We start from the raw sequence: 24,633 nt of genomic DNA on the forward strand, positions 1-24,633 counted from the left end.
TACCAGGTTGATAGGTTAGAAGTGTAAGTATAGTAATATATTAAGCTGACTAATACTAATTACCCGTATCTTTGGCCATATTTTTGTCTTCCTTGTAAAAACCCTGGTGGTTAAAGAAAAGAGGAAACACCTGTTATCATTCCGAACACAGAAGTTAAGCTCTTATTCGCTGATGGTACTGCGAGTTCGCGGGAGAGTAAGTTATTGCCAGGGTTTTTATTTTTATACTTTAAGCCTTAAATTTATTATGTATATTTATTTTTACACAGTGGTAAAAATATTGTATTTTAATAAGGAAATTTTAAAATAAAATGAAAAAAGCGAACGTTTTAAGTGCTAATTTTTTAATTTTACTTTTGGTTTGCTTTGTCAACGCCAATTTATTTTCCAAGGATTTTTTCAAGTTTAAGCTTATAGATCAATTTTTCCCTTTTTACTATAAGAATAATAACGGGGAATATGAAGGGCTTATTTTTCCTATTTTAGATAAATGGGCAAAAGATAATAGTGTTGATATTAGAGTTGAGCATATTGATAATTTAAATGAAAGTGAAATTGAAGACGAAGCAATATATCTAGGATTGACTTATAACACAAAATTAAATGATTTTTTTTATTTTAAAAGTGAAGTTGCTAGGAGTATTTCAATTTTATTTTCTAAAAGCTCTAATAAAAAATATAAAAATATCCATTCAACATTTTTATCCAATTTTAATATAGGTGTTATTAAAAATACAATATATGAAGATATTTTAAGACTAAAAAGTGCTAACACTATTTTTTTGGCGGATAATTCTCAAGAGTTAGTATTGGCTTTAAAAAATGATAAAGTTGATTATATATATGGTGATTGTAAGACTTTGCATTATATTGCAAAGCAGTTTTTAAGCGAAGACCTTGTGATTTTTTCCGGAGATGTTTTTTATAGTATCAAAAATAGAGTGGCTATTAGTAGAAATGCACCTGAGATAGTAAAGAATTTGAATTTAGATTTGTTTTCGTATTTGATGGAAATGCCTGAAGAACTTATTGTTTCTTTTTTAGATAGTACTTCTAAGGGAAATTTTGTTGATGTTGGTTTATATAATGATTATCCTCCTTTGAGCTTTATTAATTCACAGGGGAAATTGTCTGGAATTTTAGTGGATTTATGGAATCTTATCTCAAGGCAACATATCTTTAAGCCTATTTTTAAGGGATTTCCCAAAGAGGATATTAAGAAATCATTAGATGGAAAGTCAGTAGGCATTTTTGGAGGAATTATTAGTAATGATAGTGTATTTGAAAATGTTAATTATGTAGTAAGTAAGCCAATATATCCTCTTAATTTTAAATTTTATTCTAAAGACCTAAACAATGATACTGGTCCAATAAATTCTCAGTTTATTGATTTTAATTTTAATAACATTCAATTAAATAAGAATAAAGATATTGTTAATAACTTTATAGATATTGTTAATAATTCATATGGGTTTATAGAAAATTCAATAACAACAAAATATTTATTAAAATTAAATGGATATAATGGCAGATTAAAATCTTACGATTCGATTTTTAATAAAAATAGGTTTTTAGTATTAGCTATTGATAACAGGGTTTACAAGGTTATTAAATATATTCTTAATTCTATATTTGATGATATTTCATTTGAATCTTTACTTCAAATAGATAAAAATTGGTTGGATAAAGAAGAGATTAATAGTTCTAGAATAAATAGTTATAAGATTATGAATAAGGTTAAATTTAATATTGAAGAAAAAATTTGGTTATCAAAAAATAATAAATTAAATCTTGCTGTTAAAAACTGGTATCCAATAGATTATGCTGAAGCAAATAATTATAAAGGAATAAATCAATTTTTGCTTGATAAGATTAGAATGTTTTCAGGTTTAGGATTTAACATAATTGAAGCACACAGTAATTTAGATCTTAAAAAATTAATCAAATCTGGAAAAATTGATATGCTAAATACTAATGCAACCGATTCAAATTTAGATAATGTTTTTAATATAAAATTAAATTCTCGAATTCCACTTTATATTTTTTCAAATAAAAAAAAGGTGCTTCCATCTAGACCTTTAGAAAGGTTTGCTGTACTTGATTTTTTATATAGTAAAAATTTGGCCTCTAATATTAAATCAAAGCTTATTCTGGTAAGTAGCTTTAAGGAAGCCCTTCTTCTTCTTTATAAGGGAAAGGTAGATGGGATTATTAGCGATGAGTATACAGCTGCTACTGTTTTTGAAGAATTAAATATTGTTGATGTTGAGAAGCTTCCTACTTTTAGAGACTTGGCTTTTGACTTGAGTCTTGCTATTTATAATCAGGATTATATCTTGAAGGAAATTATTCAAAAAGTTGTTATGCGTTCTAATGTTGGCAGTCAGATGTATTTAAATGACTGGAAATTTGATATTTATTATAAATCTAAAGGTATCAGGTTTAATAATTTTAAATTTCTAGTGTCAACAGTCATTATATTTTATTTTACTTTTTTAGGATTTGTAATAATATTTATGTTTAGATTATCATTTGAGCAGAAAAGAAGATATTCTTTTGTGATGAATGAAAAAAAGATTGCAGAAGCTGCTAATGCTGCTAAAACCATTTTTATAGCTAACGTCAGCCATGATATTCGTACCCCTATTAACGGAATAATGGCGGCTACTGAGCTTTTGGATACAACTATTCTTACAGATGTTCAAAAAGATTATGTTAAAATGATAAATTATTCATCTGATTCTTTGCTTTCTTTAATTGATGATATATTGTATTTGTCTAAAATAGATGTCAGTGAATTATATGTTGAGAGTCAAGAGATTGATTTAGAAAGTGAAATGGAAATGGTTTTAAAAACTTTTCAATCTCAATGTGCAAAGAAAAATATTGATTTATTTTCTTATTCTAAATCTATTTTTAAGAATTATATAAAAGGTGATATTGTAAAAATTAAACAAGTTTTAATTAATTTAATAGGAAATGCTTTTAAGTTTACAGATGATGGTGTTATTGTTTTAAACTATGAAGAAGTATGTAGAACAATAGCCGATGGTAATAGGATTTTAGTTACAGTTGAATTTAAGGTAATGGATACAGGCAAAGGCATTGAAAAAGAGAATTTTTCTAAGATATTTGAAATATTCAAACAAGAGGATGATTCTTCTTCAAGGATTCATGAAGGTGCAGGATTGGGATTGTCAATATCTAGAGAGCTTGTAAGACTAATGGGTGGCCTTGGCATTGCTGTTGATAGCAAAGTGGGAGAGGGTACCACTTTTTCATTTATGTTGCCCTTTTTATTGGGCGGTGAGCTTAAGAATAAAAATTTGTCAATCAATAGATTGCAATCAATAAATGATGATAATAAAGTATTAAATGTGCTTTTAAGTCGAAAAGCTATTAAAATTTTTGAACATTGTTCGATTTTATTGGGATGCTCTTCTAATGTTCACTATGTAGCATCTTTTGAGGATGCTTATGAAGTTTTCAATGATTTTCCTTTTTACAGTTTTGTTTATGTAAATGTAAATAACGATAATATTCAAGAGAGTATTCGATTTGCCAATAATATTGAAAGACTAAGTTCTGATGTACAAATTATTTTTTTATTTTATTATTTAGATAATAAAGCTTTAAAAAATTTAAAATATATGTATGTTAAAAAGCCTTTAATGGGGCTTAGTATATGTTCTGTTTATAAAAAAGAGTGTACCCCAGAAATGGATTTTGAAGACTTGGTTCCAATAGATATCGCTTATAAGATAAAAGAACCCATAAATGTTTTAATAGCTGAAGATAATCAGGTAAATCAAAAAGTGTTGAAAGATATTCTTGTTGTAATAGGCATTAATGAGAATTTTATTGATGTTGTAGATGATGGAGTAAAGGCTTTAAAATCTTTAAAAGATAAAAAATATGCTATCTCTTTTATTGATATACGAATGCCAAGATATGATGGATTTTCAGTGGCTAAGGAAATTAGAAAATTTGAAAAGGCTAAGAATTTAAAGCCGTGTGTTTTGGTTGCTGTAACAGCGCATGCTTTGCAAGAGTATAAAGATAAGTGTCTTGCAAGTGGTATGAATGATTATATCTCAAAACCAATACACATAAGTTCAATTAAAACTATATTAAAAAAATATTTACAATTTGAAGTTAATGATGTTCGGAAGAATGAAGATTTCAATCAACTTGTTAAGTTTCCTAACTTAGATGTTAATAGGGCTTTAAAAGAGTTAAATCTTTCATATGCATCATATTCTGAATTATGTAGAGGGCTTGTTGATTTTATCTCTATTAACATTATTGATTTAGAAAAAGCTTTTGATGAGGAAAATTTGTCTTTAATTAAGGATATATCTCATTCAATATCCGGAGCTCTTTCTAATATGCGTAGTGAATTGTATAAAGATTTTCAAAAAATTGAAACAAGTAAAGATTCAATTTATGAGTTGAAAAAAATGTATTTTTTTGTAAAAGATGATTTATTTCAGCTAATAAGCGACATAAAGGAGAATGTTTTATTTGAGTCTAAGATTGTTAGTGAGAACAAGCTATACTTTAAAAATAATGATCAATTTTTAAACCTTCTCAATAAGCTTTTAATTGGTATTAAGACTAGAAAGCCAAGAGAATACAAAGAAATTCTTGAGAGCATTGACAAGTATGTTTTAGACGATAATATTCAGGTACTATTTAGTGATCTTCGCAAGAATTTAAGACTATATAGATTTGCTGAGAGCTCTAAGATTCTTGAAGAGATTATTGAAATGCTTAATAATAAGAGATATTAGCAGTGGAAATGATAATTAAAGATAAAGCTTTTGAAGCAGAGAATCAGAAGCTTTTAATTGTAGATGATTCTCCCACCAATTTAGATTTATTGGTAAACATATTGCAAGATGCTTATGAGATTGAGGTTGCAACAAACGGACTTGATGCTTTAAAGCAAGTTGAAAAAGATAGTCCGGATCTTGTACTTCTTGACATAGGACTTCCAGATATTAGCGGCTATGAGGTATGTAGAAAGTTAAAAAGCGATCCTGATACCAAAGAGATTCCTGTAATTTTTATTAGTTCAAGGAGTTCCACAGATGCTCAGCTTGAAGGATTTAACGTTGGTGGAGTAGATTATATTTTAAAGCCTTTTAATAGTCGAATAATTGATGCTAGAGTTAAGACGCATCTTGAATTAAAGAAGTTAAGAGATTATTTTAAAAGCTTGTCTAGAATTGATGGGCTTACTCAAATTCCAAATAGAAGATTTTTTATGGATAAATTTTCTAAGTCATGGATGAAAGCTTTAGAAAGTAAAGAAATAATAATTGTTGGGATGTTGGATATTGATAATTTTAAAAATTACAATGATAATTATGGCCACACAAATGGTGATGAATGTCTTAAATTGATTGCTAAAGCTTTATATAAGGTTTCTTTAAAATATAAAATAGATGTTGCTCGATATGGAGGAGAAGAATTTATTTTTTTTTCTGTAAACAAGAGTCTAAATGAAATGATTGGCATTATTAAAACAATGATTAATGATATAAAGTGCTTAAGAATAGTTCATGAGCACAGTAGTGTTTCTAGCATTGTAACTGTTTCAATTGGCCTTGCTCAAGAAATTCCTATTGATAACAATTTTACCAATATCATAAAGCTTGCTGATCGCAAGCTTTATGAGGCTAAAGTTTCTGGAAGAAATCAGTTTAGGTATTAAATTTATATTTAATAGACCTTAATATTTATAAGTTATAGATATTCCAATGGAATCATAATAAAAATAAGAATTGTCAGTTGCTATTCTTTTTGAAATATCAGCCAGTCCAGCTGTGTTACTTGTGTATGTGGGATTTGTAGATAATTTAAATTGAAGGCCAATTGTTAAAGGTTTGATAACTTCAAAATTAGCAACAATAGAAATATTGTGATAAAAAATATCACTTCCCCAACCCTTGTTTTTCCAAGAGCTTATGTTTCTTTCTTTGCCAATTTGTGTTTTTCCTTTATAAAGTAGCCCTATGGTGTTAAGAGGTATTGGCATTTTGTAAGCTAAAAGAGCGTAAGGTTTTATTAGCATGCCATTTATATTTTTGCCATCATCTGCTTTATATTTCCAAAGTTGATCTTTTTTTGCATGAGGATTGATTAAGTATATAAAATCATTTCCAATAACTGTAATAATGTGCGTCCATTCTCCTTGAAAAATGGCGTTTAAGTCAAATTGGAATCGTCCTCCTGTTGTTATTTCTGAATAAAATTCAACAGCATTTGAATATTTTCCATTTTCAATGTGCACGCCAACTCCTTTAAATCCAAAAGCTTGCCAACCTATACCAAGTTCATTTGATGCATATAAATTTAAAAAAGCAATAGGAGTAAAGCTTGCTTTGCTTTTAAATGAGACACTTACAGGAGATAATCCAATATTTAAATCTATGTCTATGCCATTGTTTTTAAAAAATATAGAATTGGGATTGTGCAAAGCTTTGAAATTTTTATAGTAGCCTAAATATGATATTAGTTTTATTCCTCCCCAATAATTGACTGGAATTTTTAAACTTGGTTTAATATTTTGGAAATTAGGATGTTTAAAGCTTTGTGAAAAGCTGCTTTCATTTGTGCCCAGCTCGTGGGGAGGATAATAAGCAGATTGAAAATTAAAGTAAAAATATTCATTATTGAATTCTAGGTTCTTTTGATCTTGAGCAAAAATTATTTTTGCTTGCAAAATTAACAAGCAAAAGCAAATTTTTTTTATTAACATTTTTATTTTGCATACCTTTTCCATTTAAATTTTTTTTAACATTATTTTAATTATTTTTTTTTTCATTTCATCAATCTTGCCTGATGCATCAACATTGTTAAGTCTAGAGCATTTTGAGTAAAATGCTATTAATGGTTTTGTTTGTAATTTATATTCTTTAAGTCTTGTTTTTAAGCATTCTTCTTTATCATCTTCTCGTTGGTAAAGTTCTCCTCCGCAAACATCGCATGTACCAATGGTTTTTGTGGCTAGGGTATATATATTAAAAATATTATTGCAGGATTTGCAAATTCTTCTTCCCGAGAGTCTTTTTATTACTAACTCTTCATCAATTAAGAAGTTTATTATTGTTGCATTTGGTAAAAATTTGTCAAGTGCTTCGGCTTGACAAATATTGCGCGGAAATCCATCCAAAATAAAATTTTTGTTATTTTTAATAGCTTTAATTTTGTCTTCTACTATTTTGATTGTGATTAGGTCAGGAACCAGTTCTCCCTTTTCAACAATTTTTTTTATTTCTTTTCCAAGAGCTGTAGAATTTAAAATATTTTCTCTAAATAAATCTCCTGTTGAAATGTGTTGATATTTAAATTCATTAGAAATAATTTTTGAAATAGTCCCCTTTCCAGAACCTGGAGGACCTAAAAATACAAGCCCCATATATACTCCTGTGTAAATATTTATTATATTTTAAGGGTTTATTTGAAAACATTTAATAAAAATTTAAGTCCTACAATTGTTCCAATTGTAGATCCAAAGTTTACAAAAAGCACTATTAATAGAATTCTTGTAACTTTGTTTTTGAAATATCCTTTTATTGTCGACAATTCTTCTTGTAGATTTTCAAAATCTTTGACCTTTGGTTTGTTTATATAAGCTTCAACAAGTCCTGCTACCATGCCTGTTCCTATGAATGGTATTAATGAGAATATTGGAGAACCTACAATAGCTGTTAAAATTGTTAAAGGATTGGATTTTAATAAAATAGATGCGATGCCTGAAAAAAGAGAGTTAGATATTATCCAAAGCTTTAAATTTTTGTAAGCAAAATCAAATCCCTTAAAGTAAAAAGAGCTTACTATTAGTAAAATGATTGAAATTGCAATCAAGTAGGATAGCACCTTGCTAAATGAAAAATTTTTCTTAGGTATTCTTTCGAGTTCTTCAACGTTTATTATTTTTTTATTTTGACTTATTTCTTTTAAAGTTCTCATTATTCCGCTTACATGGCCTGCGCCCACAACGGCAAGAATAATGCCTGTTCCTTCAAGTATTTTGTTTGTAATAAATTCGTCTCTTTCATCAATTAATGCTTTTTTTGCTTTGGGTATTTCTTTGGAAAGTTCTTCCATTATTTTTGAAAGAGCGTCTTGTTCTTTGAGCTTTTCAATTTCATCTTTTGTAATTTTTGCATCTGTTAGGGAAAAAAGGCTTGAGATTATTTTTGCTTTTTCAAATATTGGAATAGATATCCAAGCTCTTTTTAGAGTTGTCTCAATTTTTCTGTCAGCAAGAATTAATGGAATATTGTGTTTTTTGGCTCTTAAAATAGCTGTTTTCATTTCTTCACCAGGTTTTATTCCTTGTTCTTTTGCTAATTTTTTTTGAAAATTGCTAAGAATTATGTTTATTATGAGAAAGAAAGCCTTTCCTTGTTTTAATGCTTTATCTATATCCAAGTTTCTCCATTTTTCATTTTCATTGGTGTTTAAGATCGAATGATAGCGAGCCTCATCAAGTTCAACGGCAATATAGTCTGGCTTTAAAATTTCTATCAAATTTGCAGTATCTTCTGAGCTTTTTTTTGACACGTGAGCAGTTCCAAGTATATATATTGCTTTATTATGTATATTAAATTTACTTACATGAGAAAAACAGTCTTCTGTTTCGGTGTTTTCTTGTTTATTGTCCAAAAAATATTCCTTGTTTAAAAAATTTAGCTATTAAGTAGTATAGCTTTTAATAATTTTACCATATGGTTTAGTGGAACTATATAGTCTATATTGTTTTCCTTTATTGCTATTTTTGGCATTCCAAAAACCATGGAACTTTCTTTATCTTGCGCAATAGTTAGTCCTCCAGCTTTTTTTATATCTCCAATTTCTCTTGATCCATCATTTCCCATTCCAGTCATTATTAGGGCAATTGCTTTATTTTTTGCAATCTCTGCTATAGATTGAAATAATACCCCAATAGATGGTTTGTGACCATTTATATGTTTGCCATCGAGAGTTTGTATTTGATAGTTACCATCAATTTTTTTAATTCTTGTATGATATCCGCCTGAGCTTATGTATGCATGTCCTTGCTTTAATATTTCGTTATTGGTGGCTTCTTGTACGTTTATTTTGCAAAGATTATTAAGATTTTTTGCAAATTCCTTTGTAAATCCTTTAGGCATGTGTTGAACAATTATTATTGGTGGAAAGCTTTCAGGTATTTCTGGCAATATTGATTTTAAGGCCACGGGGCCTCCTGCTGATACTCCAATTGCTATTATGTCAAATTTTCTCAGTTTAAGTTTTTTTATTTCTTTTTCATTTAATATTTTTTCTTTTGCATGTTCTTCAAGTTGAGTTAATGAAGAAATGTTATTTTTGTGATTTAAAAAAAAATTAGCTCTTTCATAGTTTTTTGTTTTCATATCCTTATTGCAGACAGTTTTGTTTTTTATAGATATCGATCCATATGCTAAAAGAGAATTAATAATTTGTTCTTTATTTATTTCATGTGATTTTTTATTTTTAGATATTAATATAAAAGCATCAGCACCCTTTAAAGCAGCAATATTTATTAGATTTTGATTTGAAGATGTGACAACAATTGGTATTGTTTTGTTTATATTGTTTTTTTTCTCCAAAAATAGAATATCTTTAATATTGTTTTCTTCTAAATTCATTAATATTACTTCGGGGTTATGTTTTTTAAGTTTATTTGTTGCAAATTTGCCATTAGAAGCAGTTGCAATGACTTGGAGTTTTGGAGACGAATTGATGAGGTCTGATATAAATTTTCTCTTTACAGCAAAGTATTCTATGATAAGTACAGAAATTTTTGTTTCCACCGTTACTTTTTCCCTATTTTATTCTTGTTAAATTATAACTTATATTTATTTTGTGATTTAAATTTTTCTTTTTGGCCGCTAGTATCTTTTTTTTCATATATTACTGCCCAAGGTGTTTTTAAAAATTTAAAAGGAAGGTTGAGTCCAAAAAGTGATTCTGAATGTCCTATAAATAAATAGCTGTTTTTAGACATGTTGTTGTAAAATCTTTTAAGTACTTTAATTTTTGATTTTTCATCAAAGTATATTAATACATTTCTGCAAAAAATAACATCAATTTGTGAAAAATTACTTTCAAAATTTAAGTTATGATAGTCAAATCTTATATGATTTTTAATTTCATTTTTAATTTTATATCCGTTTGAATGAGAATATATATAGTGTTGGTATTCTTTAGGAATATTTTCACATTTATTTGATGAATAATATCCTTCTTTTGCTATCATCAAAGATTTTAAGCTTAAATCAGAAGCAATAATAACAAAATCTATTTCTTTTGGAAGCTTTGATTTGAGTACAAATGCTAATGAATAGGGTTCTTCGCCTGTTGAACATCCTGCAGACCAGATAATAATTCTATTTTTTTCTTCTATGTTTTTAATATTAATTAAATTGGGAATTACAAATTTTTCAAAAGTTTGAAAATGTAGTGAATTTCTAAAAAATCTTGTTAGATTAGTTGTGACTAAATCCAAGAAATATTCTTTTTTTAATTTTTCACTAATTATTAAATTATAAAGTTGTGATGGGTTTTTAAGAGCAAGATCTCGTACTGCGTCATTTACTCTGCTTTGAAGAACAAATTTATTTTTTTCATCAAAACGAATTCCACTGTTGTTATATATAAAATCGCAAAATTTTAAAAATAGTTTATTTTCAATTTCTATCATTTTTGGAAAACCGCTTAATTTTTATCTTTATAAATAAGTATTGCCTATTTATAATAAATCTCTAGGTAAGAATATTTTTTTTGAAAAAAAATTGTAAAATTAATATAAATAATTTTATTATAAGACATGGGTTTATAAAAAGGGTTTTATTTATTTTAATTTATTTGTAGTAATAAATGAGGAACTTAATGAGTGTTGGAAAAAATATTTGCAAATGTCGATTTAATATGCATTTAAAAAGATCAGACGATGTTTAATGGGTTTAAAAGAACAATTCTTAGGGAAGATATTAAGTATGAAATTTTTAGAAAATTTTTTCATGTTTTTAGCTTAATAGTTTTGGGTTTTTATGGAATAAATTTTTGGATAGGACTTACTTCTAATATACTTTTTATGATTTTATATTTAAGTTCTGAAATTTTTAGAATTACTAACAAAAAATTACTTTTCTTTAAAAATATTTCAAACATAATATTAAAATCAAGAAAAATATTGCCCAATAAAGTATCTTTTTCGCCCATATTTTTGTTTTTAGGCATATTGATATCATATTGTTTAGCTATGCATCCTTTTAATTATATTGGGATATTCTCGGTATGCCTTGGTGATGGATTTGCAAGTCTTGTTGGAAAGTTAATTCCTTCTTTTAAGCTTGTAAATGACAAAACGATTTCTGGCAGCCTTGTTGTATTTTGTGTTACTTTTTTTTCATATTATTATTTTTTCCCTTATTTAACAATAGCTTTAATTCTTGGAATTTTAGCAGTATTGGTAGAGCTTTTTGATGCTGCTAATTATGACAATTTATTTTTACCACTTGTTGTTTCAACTTCGTCCTATTTTTTAACGGCCTTTTTTTATAGCCAGTAAAAGAAAATTTTTCCTGATTTTTTTAAGTAGATTGGTATGCCAATTGAGATTGGGAGAAATGCATAAGGTATTTTTAGCAAATTTAAGTAAATTCCACTTAATATTAAAAGCATTGAAACAAAAAGGAAAAAATAATCAAAGCTTTTTTTTCTTAAAAAGGCTACTATAAAGTTTGTTAAAATGAGCAATAAGAATGCGTCTATGTAAAATTTTGTACTTTCGATTTTAAGAATGCCGTAGTTTTGACTATTTTCGTACGAATTGATGGGCATTGTGTAACTATATATGCAAGCAAAGATCAAAATAATATAAATTGTATAATGTATTGATTTTATTTTGAAATCGCATATATATAAACTTAGAAAAAATAAATTTAATAATGAAAAAGTATTTACAAAGAGGATAAATTTTGTAAATAAATAATAACTTGAATTTAGGTTATTATTTAAAAAAAAATCTTCAGAGATCAAAATAGGTTCTAATGTATATGAACTAATAAAACAATAGAAAAGTATAAATTGTATATTGTTGGTTCTTTTGTAGTTAATGTATGACCACAGCGAGCCTATGATTCCAACAATAAATATGGTTAATTTATTAACCAATAATATAAAGTTATTATTGTATATTTCTAGAATATAATTTTGATAATTTTCATTATATTTTATTTTATAAGAGAAAGTCAGTATAACTAGTGATGCTAAAATAAAAATTATAAAAAGAAAGAGATTAATAGAAGAGTTTAACTTTGCAAATATTGATTTCATTTAAATTTCCAAGAATACGTGTTTTGTATTTTTTTAATCTTTTTTTTAATTTTTGAATCAAGTTTTGCAAAAAAATCTATCTTTGTTTTTTTTTCAATTGAATCGACGCTAACAACATAATTTTTCAAATCTAAGTCTTTTGCTTTTTCATTTGGGACAATAAAAGAGATTATGTCATAATAATTGTTATTATTAATTGCCAGTACTATTTTATAAAAATTTTTAGGTATCAAAATTTTGTTTTTACCAATAAATCCTTTATTTTCTGTTAAAATTCCAGCGCTAATGATATATATATATCCTTTTGAGATTGCCCATTCTCTTACTAATTTTTCGAGTTTTAGCCAAATTCCAGAATTGAATTCGCTTTTTTGAGGTGACATATTTGATAAAAAATATGTATCTTTCATTGCATTTTCAGAAAAAGACATGTCTGCTGAACTTACTATGTGGCCTCTATCATAACCGCTTTTAAAGTAATCTTCAAGTTTTGGAAAAGTGCCCTTGATGTTGGTGTCTTCAAAGAATTTGGTACTCCTTTTAATTTTTTTTGATTTTAACAAAGTTAATGCTAGTTCTACCATTTCTCTTTTAAGTGGATAAGCAGCCCATTCGGATTGTCTTGCGCTTTCAGCATATCCTAAGGTGTAATGTTTTTTGCTTATTATTTGAGTAGTAAGATATCCTTTTGGTATTAATTGGGATTCTTTTATTGGAATAGATTTTGTAATGTTAATGTATTTATTTTCTATTATTTCTAAATAGTCATAAATTTTGTGTTTAATTTGTTTTAGAGCTTTTGGATTTAATGAAAAAAATAAAAATCCTGTTAGGCATAAAATATAGCAGCAAAGAAAAAATTTTGACCTTTTTTTCATGTTTCTATCTCTTTTTCGTCCTTAAAATTATATCTGATAGTGAAATTAAAAGAAATGTTAAATGTATCTAAAAATAAAAAATCAATTTTAAAGTCTAGCCCCATTAAAGGAATTGCATTTTTAGAAGAAATTTCAACAAACATATAAGGCTCTATCACATAAGGCAATTTTTCGTAAAATCGAATGTCTCCTATAAAGTTTGTAGATAGGTAAAAACGACCACCTATGCCAATGGTAGCGGAAAAATATTTTGTTTTTTTAATTAAGTTTGCAATGTGCCAGTTTATTCCTCCTCCAATATAGGATTTAAAGTATTGCATTTTTTGGGGGATATTAAGGCTTTCTTTTGTTAATATCATAGCAACGATTAAAAAATCAAAAGTATTATTAGAGAATGTATAATAAGGTCTAAAAATAAAGTGTTTAATATTTGAATTTAGAAAAAATCCAATTCCAATTCCAATTCCTGTTGAATATATGAATCCTCTTTCTGGGCTAAAAAAATTAGAGCTTTGTTTGGGTTGATTATTTTTTTCATTAGCATTGTCTTTTTCGTTTGCAAATGCATTTAAAGTGGGAATGATAAGCAATGTTAAGAAAATATAAATGTTTGGATTTTTTTTCATAAACAGATTATTTTAAATAATATAAAAATTGTTTTATCTTTTCAATATTATGCTATTTTATTGTATATTATACAATATGTTTAATTACTAGGAGACCACAGTTATGTTTTTTAATTTTTTAAAAAAAGATCTTGTATTTATTTTGCCAGAAGTAAATTCAAAAGAAGATGTAATTGATTTTTTAGTTGAAAAAATCAATGATAAGGGATATATAGATAATAAAAAAGAGTTTCTTCAAGGAATTCTTGATAGAGAAAATATAGGTGACACTTCTTGGGAAAATGGGGTTGCAATTCCTCATTTTATAGGGGATGTTGTTAAGACCAGTTTTATTTCTTTGCTTTACATTAAAGGCGCTGGGGTTAAGTGGTCTGATGAGAATCCTCCTGTTAATTTAATATTTTTGATTTGTATGTCAAAAAAGCAACAAGGTAATGAACATCTTAAGGCGATTGCTTTTATAGCTAAGCTATTTGAAGATGATGCTTTTCAAAATGCTTTAAGTGGGTTTGTTACTACTGATGATATTTATTATTATATAGAGAATGTTCAAAGAAAAGCCAAAGAAGAGGTTTTTGGAGCTACAAAAGCAGAAAAAATAGTAGCTGTAACTGCTTGTCCTGTTGGAGTTGCTCATACATATATTGCAGCAAAGAAAATTGAAAATGAAGCTAAAAAGCAGGGTTATAGCATTAGAGTAGAAACTCAAGGGTCTATTGGTATTGAAAATGTTCTAACCGAAGAGGAAATTAGAAATGCATCGGTTGTAATACTTGCTGTTGATAAGGATATTGATGAAAAGAGATTTGAAGGTAAGAGAGTTTGTAAAGTTTCAACTGTAAAAGCGATAAACAATACAGAAAATATTATTAAGGAATCTTTTAATGCTCCAATATTTAAAAGCAAAGACTCTGGCGCTAATGGCGCTCCTAAAGTTTCGGCTGCAACAGGCAAAGGTAGTTTTTATAAATATTTAATGAGTGGAGTATCTCCAATGATTCCTGTTGTTGCAAGTGGGGGAATTTTAATTGCTCTCAGCATTGCTTTTGTTGGGATTGGCCCTGATGGGCCTAATTTTTCTGAGCATCCATTTTATAAGCAGATTGCAGATATTGGTTCTATTGCTTTTGGAATGATGCTGCCTGTGCTTGCTGGTTTTATTTCAATGGCAATTGCTGATAAGCCTGGTCTTGCACCCGGTCTTGTTGGTGGAGTAATGTCTGGAAATGTAAAAGCAGGGTTTTTGGGTGCAATATTTGCAGGGTTTCTTGCGGGCTATGTTGCAAGGTTTTTAGCAAGAAGATCTGTTCCTGAGTGGTTAAGACCCGTTATGCCTATATTTGTAATTCCGCTAATAAGTACTATTATTGTTGGCTTTTTTATGTTGTATGTTGGTGTTTATATTGGAGAATTTATGGGGGTACTTGAGAGTGGGCTTAAATCTTTACAGAGCAATTCAGAAACGTTTGGGGTGTTGGGCAAAATTTTCTTAGGCTTAGTACTAGGTTCAATGATTACTGTTGATATGGGCGGGCCTTTTAATAAAGTGGCATTTCTTTTTGGTGTGGGGCTAATTCCTCAAGTGCCAGAAATAATGGGAATGGTAGCAGCAGCAATTCCTGTTCCTCCTATGGCTATGGGGCTTGCAACTTTTTTGGCGCCTAAGTTATTTGAAAATGAAGAGAAAGAATCTGGCAAAATCGCCTTTTTAATTTCATTTATTGGTATTAGCGAGGGAGCTATTCCTTTTGCTGCTAGTGATCCTGGACGAGTAATTCCTTCGATAGTGGTAGGAGGGGCTGTGGCAAGCATTATTGCTGCTTTTTTAGGTGTTGCTAATCATGCTCCACACGGAGGGCCAATAGTGCTTCCTGTTGTTGATAATAAATTTGAGTTTATAATTGCAATTGCTGTTGGAGTTGCGGTTGCAACAGCTTTAGTAATTTTTTTGAAATCTTTAAAATTAAGGGAATCTGAATGAATGAAGATAATATTTTCTTAATGAAAAATAATATTAAAGAATATGATTGGGGAGGAATTAATTTTATTCCCAATCTTTTGGGCGATAAGATTGATGGAAAACCTAAGGCTGAAATGTGGCTTGGAGCACATAAGACATTTTCTAGTAAGATTTTATATAAAAATGAATATGTTCTTTTAAGCGATTTTTTAGAAGATCATAAAGAGCTTTTAGGTTGCAATGACGAATTTCCTTTTTTATTTAAGGTGTTGTCTGCAAATAAACCTTTGTCGATCCAAATTCATCCCTCTAAAGACATTGCCTTAAAGGGGTATGAATCAGAAAATAATAAAGGGATAGACATTAATGATCCTAAAAGGATATATAAAGATAAAAATCCCAAAATTGAACTTATATATGCCTTGAGTGATTTTTATGCTCTTAAAGGCTTTTTGCCCTTGGGTGAGATTAAAATAATTTGTGAAATGTTGAAATTAAATTTTGACTTTCAATCACATAAAGACTTTGTAAAGACCATTTTTGATTTGCAAATGCATGAACTTGATGAGATTGTTGAAAAAGTTTTAAAAAATTTGGATCTTATTGATAATTTTAGAGGCTATTGGTTTAATGAAATTTACAATATTTATGGTATAGATGTGGGTCTTTTAGTATTTTTGGGTATGAATATTTTAAAGCTAAAGCCAGGAGAAGTTGTTTATACAAATAGTCAGGAGGTGCATGCATATCTTAAGGGAGACTGCATTGAGCTTATGACTAATTCTGACAATGTTATTAGGGCAGGGCTTACTGCCAAGTATATTGATAAAGAAGAGATGTTAAGAGTTGGGCAATTTGAAGAAGGAAAGTTATCATTTCTAAGTCCTGATTTTCAAGATAATTTTAGTGTATTTAGACTCCCAAATACTAATTTGAAACTGATTCAAAAAAGAATGAATAAGAACATTTGTATTAATAGAAATAGTGCAATGGTCTTGCTAGTTTTAGATGGGCGTGTGAGTATAAATAAATCCTTAAACCTTAAGAAAGGTGAGAGCATATTTATAGGCAGAAAAGCTGAAAACTTATTTATTGATGGGGATGGTCAGGCTTTTATTGCTGGTTTTAATTAAAATTAAGCTTGCTTATGTGAGCTTAATTTTAATTGCCAATTTAATTATTTGGTTAATTAAATGCAAATTTTATGAATCCAAATCCAAAAAAATTGAATTTAATTCCTTCAAATAAAATGCTTGGTTTTGTTAGCAATATTGTTGGCCCTAGTGCAGGATAAACTTTAAATCCTATGGATAAATTTTTTGCAAAGTTATATTCCATTACAAAAGGAATTCTTATAACCATACCTATTCTCTCATAATCAGTTGCTTCTTCTTCATCAGGAGGTATAAGGGATGTTTTTGACCAATCTGCGCCCATTCCAAGGCCACCGCCGATTTTCATATATTGTCCAATTTGTTTTTTAAAAATAATATCTATTCCGCCGTTTAGATAATTTTCAAAATTGTTTGACTTAAGGCCAATAAAACCTCCATATCCAAAATCAATATTTACATAAGGAATTGTAATTATAATGTTTGCAATAGGATCACCTATTCCGATGCCCATTGAAAATAAGTCATAACTTTTTTTTTCTTTTATGTCTTTAAGCTTTGCGATGCAGGTAGTTGAATCTTCTTCCTTGCTGCATCTGACCATATAATTGTCAGATGCAAAAGAAAGGTGTACCACACCTAATATTAATGTTAAAAAAACATGTATTTTTTTAAAATTTTTTATCATTTATTCTCCATTATATATATATTTTTATAAAGCCTGTGCCTAAGAAATTAAATCTAGCTCCTTCAAATGACATTGGGCTGCCAAGTAGCATAGTTGTTCCAATAGTAGCAACAGCTTTAAATCCAATCACAATATTTTTAAGAAAGCTATACTCTATTACTAAAGGTAGCCTTATTACAACCCCTATTCTATTTTGAAGAGAAGCTACCTGTTGAGCTTCATTTTCTTCCTCTTCTTCAGTTTTTTCATTTGATTTTTCAGGACTTCCTTTTGACCAATCTGCACCTATTCCAATCCCGCCAGAAATCATAGTGTTTTTATGTATTTCATCTTTAAATAAAAGATCTACTCCCATCACAACATAGGGCAAGAAATTGTTGGGTTTAAGCCCTACGAATCCTCCGTAGCCAAGGTCTATGTCTACATATGGAACAGATACTGTAATGTTTGTAAGTGGGTATCCAATCCCAAAACCTATGCCAAACAAACGGCGTACAGACTCTTCTTTTGCAAGAAGTTTATCAAAATCAAAGTCATCTTCAGTCATACTTTTGCTTTTTGATTGGGCAGTTAATAAGCCCGTTGTTAATATGAGTATTATTGTTGCTAATAGCATTCTCATTGAAATTCTCCTTTTTTATTTTCAATTTTAGATATTATTTTTACAATATTTTTAATAAAGCATAAAAATTTAAAAATATCGATATTTATTTGCTTATTTTGATAGCAAAACTTTATTGTTAAATTTTTTATTGTTTTGTGTATCAAAGTTTTGGTTATCAAAAAATTTTTAGTCACAAATACAGGTATTATTATACTACTTGATTGGATATTGATGTTAATCTTGTTTGTTTGTATGGGATTTTTGGGAGTATATTTTTGCAGTGATTTTTTAGCCTTTGAAAAAAATATAAATTTATTAATTTGAAATAAATAAGATTTTTTGCAATGTTTTATTTTAAAGCTTTTACAAAAAAACTTTATTTGTTCCAAGGGTTTTGAAGCTAACTTTAGGCTATTAATTCTTTTTTTCAAAAATTTATCCCAAAAATTTAAATATTAAGTTTTTAATCTATAAATAAATAGTATATCAAAGTTTTGAATTTGAAATGTTGTTTTGATATTATTTTAAGTAAGAGTAAATTAATTATAAATAAGATTTAGTACATAATTTATTATTATTAAACTTATACAAAGCTTATGATTAAACTGTATATCGTTTTTTTTTATTTTTTTTCTTTTTTATTGGGGTTTCCAGAAAATATTTTTTTTAAAAATTTAGGATTTTCTAATAATGATAAATACTTTATGTTTGGTGAATATGGTTTTGAAAATGGATATTATTACTCTTCTGCATACTTTGTTGATGTTGTTAAAAATAATTTTGCAAACTCTGGAGTACATTCTAAAATTTTTAAGGAGCACATTGAGTATTCAGACAGTTATGATAAAGGTCTTTATGAGCTTTTAAAGATGATTAATTTCAAAGTTAAAGAATTTAAAATTAATCATTTAAGAAGAGGGCGCGAAATTTATTTTTATGTAAGGAGCGAAATTCCAGAAACAGATTTTTTAAATTTTGTTGATTTTGAAACAGGAAACGAATATCAAGTTTTTGTAAATAAGGATATTAATTCTCAAGATCTTTCTTCTTCTTTTAATATTTTTTTATCTGTCAGATATTGTAATTCAACTCTAGAAAGGCATTTGACTGTTGGAAGAGGGAATTATTATAGAAAGAATGTTATTGATTACAGAATAAGAGAGATTGTTTTATTCCCAAATGAAGATGGAATCGTTTTTGTTTTGGAAAAAATCATGTTAAATTCTTATGGAAATAGGTATAAGCGTTTTATGGTTGAAGTTAAAAAATATTGAATATAATATTTAGGTTTTAAATAAGTGCAATTCTTTATTAAGGATAATGTATGAGTGATTTTATAGCATCAAAAGAAGATGATTATTCCAAATGGTATTTGGATATAGTTCAGAAAGCAAAACTTGCTGATTACAGCCCTGTAAAAGGATGTATGGTAATTATGCCTTATGGGTATTCTATTTGGAGTAAAATTCAGAATATACTTGATAAAAAATTTAAAGAGACAGGACATGAGAATGCATATTTTCCCATGCTTATTCCTTATAGTTTTTTAGAAAGAGAGAAGGATCATATTGATGGATTTTCACCTGAGTTTGCTATTATTAAGGATGCTGGTGGAGAGAGTTTGGCAGAGCCTTTGGTTTTAAGGCCTACTTCTGAGACAATTATTTGGAATATGTATAGCAAATGGATTAAGTCTTACAGAGATCTTCCTCTTAAAATTAATCAATGGGCAAATGTTGTTCGCTGGGAAAAGAGAACAAGGCCTTTTTTGCGCACTACCGAATTTTTGTGGCAAGAAGGGCATACTGCTCATGCTACTGAAGAGGAAGCACTAGAAGAAACTTTGCTTATTTTAGATGTATATAAAAGATTTATAGAAGACTATTTAGCTATTCCGGTTTTTTGCGGTAAAAAATCTGAAAAGGAAAAATTTGCGGGTGCTGTTTCTACTTATTCAATTGAGGCATTAATGCAGGATAAAAAAGGGCTTCAAGCTGCTACATCTCATTATTTAGGTTTAAATTTTGCAAAGGCATTTGATGTAAAATTTCAAGACAAAGACGGCAAGATGAGACATGTATTTGCTAGTAGCTGGGGTGTTTCTACCAGATTGATTGGTGCTTTAATTATGGTTCATTCTGATGAGAAGGGTTTAGTTTTACCGCCTCGCATTGCTCCAATAGAAATTATTGTTATTCCTATTTTTAAAAAAGAATATGAGATTAATAAGAAAATTTTGGATTATTCTGATTGTGTTGTGAATGCTTTAAAAAAAGCAGAATTTAGGGTTGAAATTGATAAGGATATTAGAAGCTCTCCAGGATTTAGATTTTCATCTGCCGAGTTTAAAGGAATTCCAATACGTCTTGAAATAGGTATAAATGATGTTCTTTTAAATTCTGTTACTATTTCAAGAAGAGATAAAGACAGAAAATTTAAGTATCAAATATCACTTGATTCTCTTATAAGCAAGGTCAAGGTAGAACTTGATTTAATGCAAAAAGATTTATTTGAAAAAGCATTGAATTTTAGGACCTTAAATACTAAAGAGATTTTTAGAAGTAGCAAGGATAGTTACAAGGCATTCAAAGCTTATGTGAATAATTATTCTGGATTTGTGCTTTCTTGTTGGTGTGGTGGTTTAAATTGCGAAAATATTATTAAAAATGAAACTAAAGCCACAATAAGATGTATTCCGGATGAATTTAAAGCCAGAGATTTAACGGGTATGACTTGTATTTATTGTTCTTCTAAGGCCAAATATTTTGTTTTATTTGCCAAATCTTATTAATTTGTTTAGTTTTAAGTAATTTTTTATTGATCTTTTAGTTCTTTGAAATTTATTATATGAATGATTGCAATGTTAAAAGCAAAGTCAATTAGTAAAGCTAAAGAGATTAATATTGGTAGCATTGGTGTTATATTGGAAACATTTAGCTCTATTCCTTTTGTATAGGTAGAGCAAAGCATTGTAATTATATAAATTAAGCTATTTGGTATATGAGGAAATGCAAAGACAAAAAAAAATGATAAAGTGCTCATATAGCTTATTTCATAGATAGAAATGGGCAAGCTAGAATATGATTTTAAAATTATAAAAAATGATATTACTGAAACAAAAATAGTACCAAATTTAGATACAAAATTTATTAAAGGTATATTTATAATTATGGATTTTTTTATATTTATTTTTTCATTTTTAATATCTTCTATTAATATTACATAAGGAGAATAAGAATCTTTTGCAAGTCCTGAAAATATTATGTTTTGAAATGATACAAGGATTCCTTTATATATCATTTTAAAGCTTTTTGTTAATCTATAACTAAGTGTTGGCAATATTACGAATAGAATTATAATTGTCCATGCCAAAAAGAATGTTATGCTGTTTGTGTAATTTTGGTAATCCTTAAAGTTTTTTAAGTTTGTAGTGTAGTCTGCTGTTATAAAAATGATGCCTATGTTTAATATATTTACAATAAACCCATTTGCATGGTAAAAAAGATTAGATGCGCTTAGCATCAGTTCTCTAGCTATTCTGCCCTTTTGTTTTGCATAATAAAAGCTTGTGCCTATTATTATTGAAATCATGTAGATGCTTAATAGATTTGGATTGCTAGATGTAAATATTTTGAAAATATTTTTTGGAAAAAATGTTTCTAGTAAAGCTTCTTTTTCAAAAAAATGTGTATTTTGTATTGTTTTTTCTAGTATTGGAATTCTTTGTGGAAGATATATTGTAGCGGCTATTATTGATACAGCAACTCCAGATATGTTAGTTAAAATCCCGTAATAAATTGTTTTGCCAAAAAGCTTTTTAAAGTTTTTATTTTCAATAATATTTTCAATTCCTAATGGAATTGAAAATATTAAAAAGGGAATAAGAGATAAGTATGACAATCTTATAAAAGCATGTGATAAAGAGCTATAAATCCCAAGAGGGAAAAATAATCCTAAAAAGATCCCAATAGGCAGAGTGAAAAAAAAATTGATTTTTATATTCATACGACTTCCCCTTTCAGAGATTTAAGGTACACTGTATATAATAAATAGTACTAAATTTTTTTGTAAATATAAACTTTAGAGTTACAATTGTACTTGTGTTGTCATATTGCTTGTGGGTGTTTTTGGGGGTTTTTTGTATAAATATCCTGATTCTGTAGATACGGATTTAGATTCAAGATTGCCAAATATTTTAACTTTAGAGGAGCATGATAAGAATTTTTTTACTAAAGATTTTTATAAAAATCTTATTTCAAGTAGTAAAGAAATTGGTTTTAAGCTTCATAAGGTTTTAGTAGACTATTTAAATCCGCAGTCAGAAGAGGTTGATAGGGTTTTAAAATATAATCAAGTGATTAGCATTTATTGGTCTTTTCTCAAATCGATTGCAAAAAACATTTCAAAATTGACTATGGAGCAGAAAATTTTATTTAGATTTGCTGCCCTTATTCCAAATGCACTTGGGGCTGAAATTCAGCTATTAATTTCAAAAACTATTTGGGACAATCATTATAATGAGTCTTTTATTTATTTTGATGAATGGCTTTATGGGGTTAATAGTTTTAAGCTTAGTAGATTAGCAACTGATTTGCCATCGGATAATTTTAAAGAAGAAGATTTGGAAAAAATTTTACTTAATAAGAAAGAAAAACTTTTGGCAAATATTGATTTTGCAAAAAGCAGTCTTAAGAGAACTGATAAGATCAGAGAAGAGGCTCTTAATAAGTTAAGAAGTATGTTTGAATTTTTATTTTTAAATAATAGTCAAAACGATTTAACTTATATGACTGAATACGGGGTGCAGAGTTCTTATCCCAATTCGATTTTAAAGCCTTTAAATTTTGCTAGTAATTATGTTGATGATCTTATTAAATCAAATCGAGATGTTAATGTTTTTATTAATAAAATTGAAGACACTAACAGAGAGCTTTTAGAAATTCAAAATAAAATGAATAATATTGGGATGTCCGCTGAATCAGCTATTGCATATGATGAAGTTGAAGTTATCAGAAGCGCCAATAAACTTGCGATAGGGCCAAGAGGTAATCATTTCCCTATTCTTTTGAAAAATAATGTGGTTGCTAACCCTCAATATTTTGGAAGCAGAGAAAGAATTATGCAGCTTGTTTGGGAAATCGAAGATATTCAGCCTAGACTTTTTCAAAAAGCGTATAGAGGAGATTTGCTTAGAGTGGTTCCTTATTTTATATTAATACCTTCTTATGGTGATAAAGGAATTTGTTGGGAATCAATTGATGTTAAAAACAGAGCAAACGGCAGGGGTAAAGTATTAATACCCATGTATGCTAAAAACTTAAGAAAAGCGGTTATTTTGGGTATTGGTGATTTTGTTTGGGAGCTTGCAAAAGAACAGGCTTCTTTTAGATGGATGGAAACAGGAATTACAGGTCAATATTACGATTATTATGTTAAATTTATTAAAAAAGGAAATGTTAAAAATTTTTTTCTAGAAGATTATTTTCTTTGGATAGAAAAGGAAAGTAAAGGAATTCAAAAACTTGAGAAATTGGTGCGTGGTATAATGTGGAGAAATTTACCCTTTTCTAAAAATTTAAAAGAGGTACTTGCTAAAAAATCTTTTATATACAAAGATCTTATTGATAAAGATAAAAATATTCAGACATCTGATGGGTATTAAATTTATTTTCTATTTTACTAAAATTCGGACTATTTCTTTATTTTTAAGCGTTTTAAGTTCTTTTTTATAATTGTCGTCAATGTAAATTTTTTTCTTTTCCAGAGATTTAATTAGGTTTATATTTTCTGTTTCTATTGCGGCTTGCATTGGTGTTTTTCTATTTTTAAGTGTGTAGCTTAAATCAGCTCCGCTTTCTTTTAAAAGTTCAAATACTTTTTCATTATTAGTATATATTGCCCAAAATATTGGAGAATAGCTGGTATCATCTATTTGATTAAGGCTTATTCCGTAATCTACCAATATTTTTATGATTTCAATTTCATTGTTTATTATTGAAATTGAAATTGGAGATATTTTATATTTAAGGTTTATGTCTGCTCCAAGATTTAATGCAATTAAAACCCCTTTTTTATTTTTGAAAAAAACAGATATTATAAAAAGCTCATTTTTAACTTTTTCTAAATTTTGCAAGATTTCTTTGTCGTTTATATTTATTGAATTTATAAATTCATTTAAAGTGTCTTTATCTTTTTGATATTCTTTACTATTGAAAACATATAAATTTTTTTGCAATTCTTTTACTATTGAGGTGCTTGTATTAGCATTTATTGAATTTAAATTCAATATTGTTTGCAATAACAGTAAAAGTATAATGAATTCTTTTTTCATGTTTTGTTAGCTTTATATTCCTTTAATAAAGTGTTTAATTTTAGACGATTGCTTTTTTAAATAGGCATTAAATTAAA

The 24,633-nt window shown here is 27.9% G+C and carries 21 protein-coding genes and 2 rRNA genes; 10 read left to right on the forward strand and 13 right to left on the reverse strand.

The features are described 5' to 3' along the window. From HNP67_RS02175 to rrp1, 4 genes are all read left to right on the forward strand, one after another. Positions 1-79: ribosomal RNA gene (locus HNP67_RS02175) — 23S ribosomal RNA — on the forward strand; the annotation flags it as partial. 23 nt (positions 80-102) lie between these two features. Next, positions 103-213, forward strand: a 5S ribosomal RNA gene (gene rrf / locus HNP67_RS02180). Positions 214-311: 98 nt separating this feature from the next. After that, a complete protein-coding gene (locus tag HNP67_RS02185) occupies positions 312-4,793 on the forward strand; it encodes an ATP-binding protein (protein WP_184124559.1) in 4,482 nt (1,493 codons plus the stop codon). Positions 4,794-4,795: 2 nt separating this feature from the next. Next, a complete protein-coding gene (rrp1, locus tag HNP67_RS02190) occupies positions 4,796-5,719 on the forward strand; it encodes a cyclic-di-GMP-producing response regulator Rrp1 (protein WP_184124561.1) in 924 nt (307 codons plus the stop codon). Between the two features lie 18 nt (positions 5,720-5,737). Here the strand turns inward: rrp1 and HNP67_RS02195 are convergent, their stop codons facing one another. The 5 genes from HNP67_RS02195 to HNP67_RS02215 are packed head-to-tail and all read right to left on the reverse strand — an operon-like array spanning position 5,738 to position 10,720. Next, positions 5,738-6,766: a hypothetical protein gene (locus HNP67_RS02195; RefSeq protein WP_184125255.1), complete on the reverse strand. Its 1,029-nt coding sequence runs from the start codon at positions 6,764-6,766 to the stop codon at positions 5,738-5,740. A gap of 24 nt (positions 6,767-6,790) precedes the next feature. Next, the gene (locus HNP67_RS02200) at positions 6,791-7,426 is read right to left on the reverse strand and encodes an adenylate kinase (protein ID WP_184124563.1); all 636 of its coding nucleotides are present in this window, start codon (positions 7,424-7,426) and stop codon (positions 6,791-6,793) included. Between the two features lie 38 nt (positions 7,427-7,464). Beyond that, positions 7,465-8,679: a TraB/GumN family protein gene (locus HNP67_RS02205; RefSeq protein WP_184124565.1), complete on the reverse strand. Its 1,215-nt coding sequence runs from the start codon at positions 8,677-8,679 to the stop codon at positions 7,465-7,467. 23 nt (positions 8,680-8,702) lie between these two features. Beyond that, positions 8,703-9,830 carry a chemotaxis-specific protein-glutamate methyltransferase CheB gene (gene cheB, locus HNP67_RS02210; protein WP_184124567.1) on the reverse strand — a complete coding sequence of 376 codons (1,128 nt, stop codon included), beginning with the start codon at positions 9,828-9,830 and terminating at the stop codon, positions 8,703-8,705. A gap of 32 nt (positions 9,831-9,862) precedes the next feature. After that, positions 9,863-10,720, reverse strand: coding sequence for a protein-glutamate O-methyltransferase (locus HNP67_RS02215; RefSeq protein ID WP_184124569.1), 858 nt, complete (start codon positions 10,718-10,720; stop codon positions 9,863-9,865). A gap of 249 nt (positions 10,721-10,969) precedes the next feature. On the opposite strand from HNP67_RS02215, the gene HNP67_RS02220 reads away from it, so the two are divergent. Continuing rightward, positions 10,970-11,590: a diacylglycerol/polyprenol kinase family protein gene (locus HNP67_RS02220; RefSeq protein ID WP_184124571.1), complete on the forward strand. Its 621-nt coding sequence runs from the start codon at positions 10,970-10,972 to the stop codon at positions 11,588-11,590. Here the strand turns inward: HNP67_RS02220 and HNP67_RS02225 are convergent. The 3 genes from HNP67_RS02225 to HNP67_RS02235 are packed head-to-tail and all read right to left on the reverse strand — an operon-like array spanning position 11,578 to position 13,861. Continuing rightward, complete coding sequence (locus HNP67_RS02225) at positions 11,578-12,357, reverse strand: hypothetical protein (RefSeq protein ID WP_184124573.1); 780 nt, start codon at positions 12,355-12,357, stop codon at positions 11,578-11,580. The two genes, HNP67_RS02220 and HNP67_RS02225, sit on opposite strands and share 13 nt — an antisense overlap. Next, positions 12,354-13,235, reverse strand: coding sequence for a DNA/RNA non-specific endonuclease (locus HNP67_RS02230; protein WP_184124575.1), 882 nt, complete (start codon positions 13,233-13,235; stop codon positions 12,354-12,356). Before HNP67_RS02230 ends, HNP67_RS02225 begins: the two co-directional genes overlap by 4 nt. Further along, the gene (locus HNP67_RS02235) at positions 13,232-13,861 is read right to left on the reverse strand and encodes a hypothetical protein (RefSeq protein WP_184124577.1); all 630 of its coding nucleotides are present in this window, start codon (positions 13,859-13,861) and stop codon (positions 13,232-13,234) included. The genes HNP67_RS02230 and HNP67_RS02235 overlap by 4 nt, the downstream gene beginning before the upstream one ends. 103 nt (positions 13,862-13,964) lie before the next feature. Here HNP67_RS02235 and HNP67_RS02240 point away from each other — a divergent pair, with 103 nt between their 5' ends. Then, positions 13,965-15,842, forward strand: a complete 1,878-nt coding sequence (locus HNP67_RS02240; protein ID WP_184124578.1) for a fructose-specific PTS transporter subunit EIIC — start codon at positions 13,965-13,967, stop codon at positions 15,840-15,842. Beyond that, positions 15,839-16,954, forward strand: coding sequence for a mannose-6-phosphate isomerase, class I (manA, locus tag HNP67_RS02245; protein ID WP_184124579.1), 1,116 nt, complete (start codon positions 15,839-15,841; stop codon positions 16,952-16,954). Before HNP67_RS02240 ends, manA begins: the two co-directional genes overlap by 4 nt. Before the next feature lie 52 nt (positions 16,955-17,006). On the opposite strand, the gene HNP67_RS02250 is transcribed toward manA, so the two are convergent. The 3 genes from HNP67_RS02250 to HNP67_RS06870 are packed head-to-tail and all read right to left on the reverse strand — an operon-like array spanning position 17,007 to position 18,656. Next, positions 17,007-17,621: a DUF3996 domain-containing protein gene (locus HNP67_RS02250; RefSeq protein WP_184124580.1), complete on the reverse strand. Its 615-nt coding sequence runs from the start codon at positions 17,619-17,621 to the stop codon at positions 17,007-17,009. A 10-nt stretch (positions 17,622-17,631) separates the two neighbouring features. Next, the gene (locus HNP67_RS02255) at positions 17,632-18,243 is read right to left on the reverse strand and encodes a DUF3996 domain-containing protein (protein ID WP_184124581.1); all 612 of its coding nucleotides are present in this window, start codon (positions 18,241-18,243) and stop codon (positions 17,632-17,634) included. Next, the gene (locus tag HNP67_RS06870) at positions 18,240-18,656 is read right to left on the reverse strand and encodes a hypothetical protein (RefSeq protein ID WP_236845721.1); all 417 of its coding nucleotides are present in this window, start codon (positions 18,654-18,656) and stop codon (positions 18,240-18,242) included. Before HNP67_RS06870 ends, HNP67_RS02255 begins: the two co-directional genes overlap by 4 nt. Before the next feature lie 165 nt (positions 18,657-18,821). Here HNP67_RS06870 and HNP67_RS02260 point away from each other — a divergent pair, with 165 nt between their 5' ends. Both HNP67_RS02260 and proS read left to right on the forward strand, forming a co-directional pair. Then, positions 18,822-19,499 (forward strand): DUF2259 domain-containing protein, encoded by a 678-nt coding sequence (locus tag HNP67_RS02260; protein ID WP_184124582.1) that lies wholly within the window; start codon positions 18,822-18,824, stop codon positions 19,497-19,499. Between the two features lie 50 nt (positions 19,500-19,549). Beyond that, positions 19,550-21,016 (forward strand): proline--tRNA ligase, encoded by a 1,467-nt coding sequence (gene proS, locus HNP67_RS02265; protein ID WP_184124583.1) that lies wholly within the window; start codon positions 19,550-19,552, stop codon positions 21,014-21,016. Positions 21,017-21,039: 23 nt separating this feature from the next. Here the strand turns inward: proS and HNP67_RS02270 are convergent, their stop codons facing one another. Further along, entirely contained in the window at positions 21,040-22,230 is a 1,191-nt protein-coding gene (locus HNP67_RS02270) for a dicarboxylate/amino acid:cation symporter (RefSeq protein WP_184124584.1), read from the reverse strand. A 106-nt stretch (positions 22,231-22,336) separates the two neighbouring features. Between HNP67_RS02270 and HNP67_RS02275 the strand changes: the two genes are divergently transcribed. Next, positions 22,337-23,887 carry a hypothetical protein gene (locus tag HNP67_RS02275; protein ID WP_184124585.1) on the forward strand — a complete coding sequence of 517 codons (1,551 nt, stop codon included), beginning with the start codon at positions 22,337-22,339 and terminating at the stop codon, positions 23,885-23,887. Between the two features lie 9 nt (positions 23,888-23,896). Here the strand turns inward: HNP67_RS02275 and HNP67_RS02280 are convergent, their stop codons facing one another. Continuing rightward, positions 23,897-24,556: an ankyrin repeat domain-containing protein gene (locus HNP67_RS02280; RefSeq protein WP_184124586.1), complete on the reverse strand. Its 660-nt coding sequence runs from the start codon at positions 24,554-24,556 to the stop codon at positions 23,897-23,899. Positions 24,557-24,633: the final 77 nt, after the last annotated feature.

Source organism: Borreliella californiensis (assembly GCF_014205885.1).
Classification (GTDB): domain Bacteria; phylum Spirochaetota; class Spirochaetia; order Borreliales; family Borreliaceae; genus Borreliella; species Borreliella californiensis.

Excerpts from the sequence above, each read along its gene's own strand:
- HNP67_RS02185 (WP_184124559.1), top strand. The coding sequence starts at position 312 with ATGAAAAAAGCGAACGTTTTAAGTGCTAATTTTTTAATTTTACTTTTG.
- HNP67_RS02195 (WP_184125255.1), bottom strand. The coding sequence starts at position 6,766 with ATGTTAATAAAAAAAATTTGCTTTTGCTTGTTAATTTTGCAAGCAAAA.
- HNP67_RS02200 (WP_184124563.1), bottom strand. The coding sequence starts at position 7,426 with ATGGGGCTTGTATTTTTAGGTCCTCCAGGTTCTGGAAAGGGGACTATT.
- HNP67_RS02215 (WP_184124569.1), bottom strand. The coding sequence starts at position 10,720 with ATGATAGAAATTGAAAATAAACTATTTTTAAAATTTTGCGATTTTATA.
- HNP67_RS02220 (WP_184124571.1), top strand. The coding sequence starts at position 10,970 with ATGTTTAATGGGTTTAAAAGAACAATTCTTAGGGAAGATATTAAGTAT.
- HNP67_RS02225 (WP_184124573.1), bottom strand. The coding sequence starts at position 12,357 with ATGAAATCAATATTTGCAAAGTTAAACTCTTCTATTAATCTCTTTCTT.
- HNP67_RS02230 (WP_184124575.1), bottom strand. The coding sequence starts at position 13,235 with ATGAAAAAAAGGTCAAAATTTTTTCTTTGCTGCTATATTTTATGCCTA.
- HNP67_RS02235 (WP_184124577.1), bottom strand. The coding sequence starts at position 13,861 with ATGAAAAAAAATCCAAACATTTATATTTTCTTAACATTGCTTATCATT.
- HNP67_RS02240 (WP_184124578.1), top strand. The coding sequence starts at position 13,965 with ATGTTTTTTAATTTTTTAAAAAAAGATCTTGTATTTATTTTGCCAGAA.
- manA (WP_184124579.1), top strand. The coding sequence starts at position 15,839 with ATGAATGAAGATAATATTTTCTTAATGAAAAATAATATTAAAGAATAT.
- HNP67_RS02250 (WP_184124580.1), bottom strand. The coding sequence starts at position 17,621 with ATGATAAAAAATTTTAAAAAAATACATGTTTTTTTAACATTAATATTA.
- HNP67_RS02255 (WP_184124581.1), bottom strand. The coding sequence starts at position 18,243 with ATGAGAATGCTATTAGCAACAATAATACTCATATTAACAACGGGCTTA.
- HNP67_RS02260 (WP_184124582.1), top strand. The coding sequence starts at position 18,822 with ATGATTAAACTGTATATCGTTTTTTTTTATTTTTTTTCTTTTTTATTG.
- proS (WP_184124583.1), top strand. The coding sequence starts at position 19,550 with ATGAGTGATTTTATAGCATCAAAAGAAGATGATTATTCCAAATGGTAT.
- HNP67_RS02270 (WP_184124584.1), bottom strand. The coding sequence starts at position 22,230 with ATGAATATAAAAATCAATTTTTTTTTCACTCTGCCTATTGGGATCTTT.
- HNP67_RS02280 (WP_184124586.1), bottom strand. The coding sequence starts at position 24,556 with ATGAAAAAAGAATTCATTATACTTTTACTGTTATTGCAAACAATATTG.